At 67.5% G+C, this 4,370-nt stretch carries 4 protein-coding genes; 2 read left to right on the forward strand and 2 right to left on the reverse strand.

The features are described from left to right. On the forward strand, positions 1-802 hold an 802-nt coding region (locus tag ACIPIA_RS10900; protein WP_400509376.1), incomplete at its 5' end, for an AbrB family transcriptional regulator. 42 nt (positions 803-844) lie between these two features. Here the strand turns inward: ACIPIA_RS10900 and ACIPIA_RS10905 are convergent. Then, on the reverse strand, positions 845-1,780 hold the full coding sequence (locus ACIPIA_RS10905; protein WP_400509378.1) for an SMP-30/gluconolactonase/LRE family protein: 936 nt from the start codon (positions 1,778-1,780) through the stop codon (positions 845-847). Positions 1,781-1,839: 59 nt separating this feature from the next. Continuing rightward, positions 1,840-2,745, reverse strand: a complete 906-nt coding sequence (locus tag ACIPIA_RS10910; protein ID WP_400509380.1) for a LysR family transcriptional regulator — start codon at positions 2,743-2,745, stop codon at positions 1,840-1,842. Between the two features lie 136 nt (positions 2,746-2,881). Here ACIPIA_RS10910 and ACIPIA_RS10915 point away from each other — a divergent pair, with 136 nt between their 5' ends. Beyond that, complete coding sequence (locus tag ACIPIA_RS10915) at positions 2,882-4,318, forward strand: FAD-binding oxidoreductase (RefSeq protein WP_400509382.1); 1,437 nt, start codon at positions 2,882-2,884, stop codon at positions 4,316-4,318. Positions 4,319-4,370 lie beyond the last annotated feature (52 nt).

Consider the following 4,370-nt stretch of genomic DNA (forward strand, 5'->3'; position numbering starts at 1 on the left):
GGTCGCGCGGTATCCCGCTTCCCTCCTGATCCTTCTGCTCGGCGTGGCGGCGATCATGATCGCCACCGGCGCCTATCTGCGCCATGTCGCACGCTGGCCCTGGATCGACGCGCTGCTTGCTGCGGCGCCCGGCGCGCTCTCGACCGTGCTGGCGGTTGCGCAGGCGAAGGGCGCGAATATCGGGCGCATTTCCGTGGTGCAGCTTTTCCGGCTGCTCGTGCTTGTGGCGCTTCTGCCGAGCGCGATGCAGCTTTCCGGGGCCTCGGCCGCCATGCCGGTTCCGGCAGTCGGTTCGATCGACGCCGGCACCATGTTCGGCGTGACGATGGCCGGTCTCGCGCTCGGGCTGGTCTTCGAGCGCCTCGGCATGGCCGCGCCACTGATGTTCGGCGCGACCTTCGCCAGTTCGATCCTGCACGGCACCGGCCTCGTCGAGGGCGCGCTGCCCATGCCGATCCAGATCGTCGTGCAGATCCTGCTCGGTTCGACCATGGGCGGTCGCATCGCGCATATCCCGCGCGACGAGCTCAAGGGGCTCTTCCCGCTCGCGATCGGCGGCTTCGCGGTGTCGATCGGCGTCGCGTTCATCTTCGCCTGGCCGGCGGCCTGGCTGGCCGGCGTTTCCTATGCCAGCGGCATGGCGGCCTTCGCGCCCGGCGGGCTGGAGGCGATGGCGATGCTGGCCTTCGCCATGGGGCTCGACACGCTCTATGTCGGCTCCCACCATCTCGTGCGCTTCGTCATCATCGGGCTGGCGATGCCGCTCGTGCTGACGCGGATGAAGAGCGAGCCGCCGCGCTGAACCCACGGCGGTGCGGCCGCGGCCGTTGCGTGCAAGCCGCGCTCAGAGCGGAGTTGTGGCGCCGTTGGTGTGCGTCATCACGGCGTAGAGCGAAGTGGTGCCGCAGATGAACAGGCGGTTGAGCCTGGGGCCGCCCCAGCAGACATTCGCGACGATCTCGGGAATCGCGACCTTGCCGATCAGCGTGCCGTCCGGATGGTAGATGTGGACGCCGTCGGCGGCGCTGGTCCAGATCCGCCCTTCGATGTCGAGCCTGAAGCCGTCGAACAGCCCTGCGGTGCAGGTCGCGAACACCTTGGATGCGCCGAGCGTGCGTCCGTCGCTTCCCACCGCGACGCTGCGGATGTGCCGCGGCCCGTTCTCCGGGTCGTGGCTGGCGCCGGTATCGGCGATGTAGAGAATGCTCTCGTCCGGCGAGAAGGCGAGGCCGTTGGGCTTGATGAAATCATCGGCCGCGATGGCGATCTCGCCGCTCCGGCCATCGATGCGGTAGACGTTGCAGGCGCCGATCTCGCTCGGAGCCTTGTCGCCCTCATAGTCGCTGAGGATGCCGTAGTCAGGATCGGTGAACCAGATCGAACCGTCCGCCTTCACCACCACGTCATTGGGCGAGTTGAGGCGCTTGCCGCCGAAATGGCTCGCCAGCACGGTGATCGTGCCGTCATGCTCGGTGCGCGTCACCTGTCGCCCGCCATGCTCGCAGGTCACCAGCCGGCCCTGGCCGTCGACGGTGTTGCCGTTGGAATTGCGGGCAGGTTGGCGGAAGGTGCCGACATGGCCGGAGAGCGCGTCGTAGCGCAGCATGCGGTTGTTCGGGATATCGGACCAGACGAGGGCGTTGTGCGCCGCGAACCAGGCCGGGCCTTCCGACCAGCGCGCGCCGGTCCAGAGCCGCTCGACGCGGGCGGAGCCCGGGATGACGCGGTGAAACCGCGGATCGAGGACCGAGACCCCCGTGCCTTCGAGCACGCCGAACATGCCATTCCTCCCTGGTGGTGTGGCGCAGCATCCCCGTCGCGGGGCTGCGCGGCAAGCGCCTAGAGTGCAAGCCCCGCATCCCAGTAGGGCGTGGCGCCGTAGAGCTCTCCGAGATAGTCGACGAAGGCGCGCACCTTCTGCTCCATGTGCCGGCGGCTCGGATAGACCGCGTAGACCGCGACGCGAGAACCGACCGCGTAGGCCGGCAGCACGCGCTGGAGGGCGCCTGACTTCAGCTCCGGCCCGACATCCCAGGTCGAGCGCAATGCGATGCCGACGCCCGCCAGCAGCGCCTCGCGCACGACCTCGCTCGAATTGGTCCGCAACGGGCCGTTGACGCGGACCGAGACAGAGCCTTCCGGCCCGTCGAGGCGCCAGTGATCGGCGTTGTGGGCAATCAGCACGTGACGAGCGAGGTCGCCGATCTCCGCCGGAGTACCATGGGTGGCGAGGTAGTCCGGCGTGGCGCAGAGCACGCGGTGATTCGGCGCCAGCCGCTTGGCGACGAGGCTCGAATCCTGCAAGTCGGCGATTCGGATCGCCAGGTCGAAGCCCTCGCCGACGACATCGACGAAGGTGTCGCTGAGCACGAGCTCGACCGTCACCAGCGGGTTGCCGTCGAGGAAGCGCTTGAGATGCGGCGCGACATGCATGCGCCCGAACGAGGTCGGCGCCGAGACCCGCAGCGTACCGCGGACTTGCCCAGCCCCGCTCGCGACCCAGGCCTCCGCTTCCTCGATCGAGGCCAGGATCGACACGACGCGCTCGTAAAAGCCCTGGCCCGCCTCGGTCAGGGCCAGCTGGCGCGTGGTGCGCTGGAGCAGACGGACGCCGAGCCGCTCCTCCAGCCGGCGGATGCGCTTGGAAATGACCGCCGGCGACAGGTTCAGCTGGCGCCCCGCCGCCGACATGCTCTTTGTCGTGACGACATGCGCGAAGACATCGAGATCGCCGAACCGGTCCATCAACCCGCCACCTTTTCCAATACGGAAATAATGGCTGGCTTCGGCCACGCTGCAAGAGGCATTGAATTGGTCTAATCTGGAGGGCAAGCACTGTGCCGGGAACGGCACAGCCGAATTGGGCGATGGGAGGGAAGAGATGAGCGCGATCGCGTTTCCGGTGCCGGATGCCGGCATTCTCGCCCGCCGCGAATCGATCGTTGCCGGCCTTGCCGGCCTCGTGCCGGCCAATGCGCTGATCACCAGCGACGACGAGCGTCGGCCCTACGAGACCGACGCCCTCACCGCCTATCGCCGCATGCCGCTCGCCGTCGTGCTGCCTGCGACCACGCAGGAGGTGGCGGCCGTGCTGCGCTATTGCCGCGAGCAGGGCGTGCCGGTCGTGCCGCGCGGCGCCGGGACCTCGCTCGCGGGCGGTGCCATCCCGCAGGAGGATGCCGTCGTGATCGGGGTCTCCAAGATGAGCCGCATCCTCGAGATCGACTATGCCAACCGCACGGCCAGGGTGCAGGCCGGGGTCACCAATCTCGCAGTCACCGGCGCCGTCTCTGCCGAGGGCTTCTTCTACGCGCCGGACCCGTCCTCGCAGCTGGCCTGCTCGATAGGTGGCAATATCGGCATGAATTCCGGCGGGGCGCATTGCCTGAAATACGGCGTGACGACGAACAACGTGCTCGGCGTCACCATGGTGATGCTGGACGGCAGCATCGTCGAGATCGGTGGAGGCCATCTCGATTCGCCGGGCTATGACCTGCTCGGCCTGATCAACGGCTCCGAGGGGCAGCTCGGCATCATCACGGAGGCGACGGTGCGTATCCTGCGCTCCGCCGAGGGCGCCCGCCCCGTGCTGTTCGGCTTTCCCACCAGTGAGCAGGCGGGGGCGGCGGTGGCCGCAATCATCGGCGCCGGCATCATTCCCGTCGCGATGGAGTTCATGGACAAGCCGGCCATCGAGATCTGCGAGGCCTTTGCCAAGGCCGGCTATCCGATGGATGTCGAGGCGCTGCTGATCATCGAGGTCGAGGGTTCCGAAGCGGAGATGGACGCCCAGCTCGCCCGCATCGTCGCGATTGCCCGCGAACACGGGGTGACGACCGTGAAGGAATCGAAATCGGCAATGGAGGCGGCTGCGATCTGGAAGGGTCGCAAATCCGCCTTCGGCGCGACCGGCCGAATCGCCGACTACATCTGCATGGACGGCACGATCCCGACCGGCCAGCTGCCCTATGTGCTCAAGCGCATGGATGAAATCGTGAAGAGCTACGGCCTGCGCGTCGCGAATGTCTTCCACGCCGGTGACGGCAATCTGCATCCGCTGATCCTCTATAACTGCAACGATCCGGTCGAGGCGCAGAAGGCGGAGGATGCCGGCATGGACATCCTCAAGCTCTGCGTCGAGGTCGGCGGCTGCCTGACCGGCGAACACGGCGTCGGCATCGAGAAGCGCGACCTGATGACCTTCCAGTTCAATCCCGAGGATCTCGCGCAGCAGATGAGGGTGAGGGCGGTGTTCGATGAACACTGGCTGCTGAACCCCGCCAAGGTGTTCCCGCTGGAAGGACGGATCGCGGCGTGATCGACCTCGTCGTCACGTCGGGGCTCGCTGCCGCGCCGCGCCCAGGAATGAC

The sequence above is a fragment of the Allobosea sp. CER48 genome (assembly GCF_044752385.1).
Lineage (GTDB): Bacteria > Pseudomonadota > Alphaproteobacteria > Rhizobiales > Beijerinckiaceae > Allobosea.

Coding starts and splice junctions, on each gene's coding strand:
- ACIPIA_RS10905 (WP_400509378.1), bottom strand. CDS start 1,780: ATGTTCGGCGTGCTCGAAGGCACGGGGGTCTCGGTCCTCGATCCGCGG.
- ACIPIA_RS10910 (WP_400509380.1), bottom strand. CDS start 2,745: ATGGACCGGTTCGGCGATCTCGATGTCTTCGCGCATGTCGTCACGACA.
- ACIPIA_RS10915 (WP_400509382.1), top strand. CDS start 2,882: ATGAGCGCGATCGCGTTTCCGGTGCCGGATGCCGGCATTCTCGCCCGC.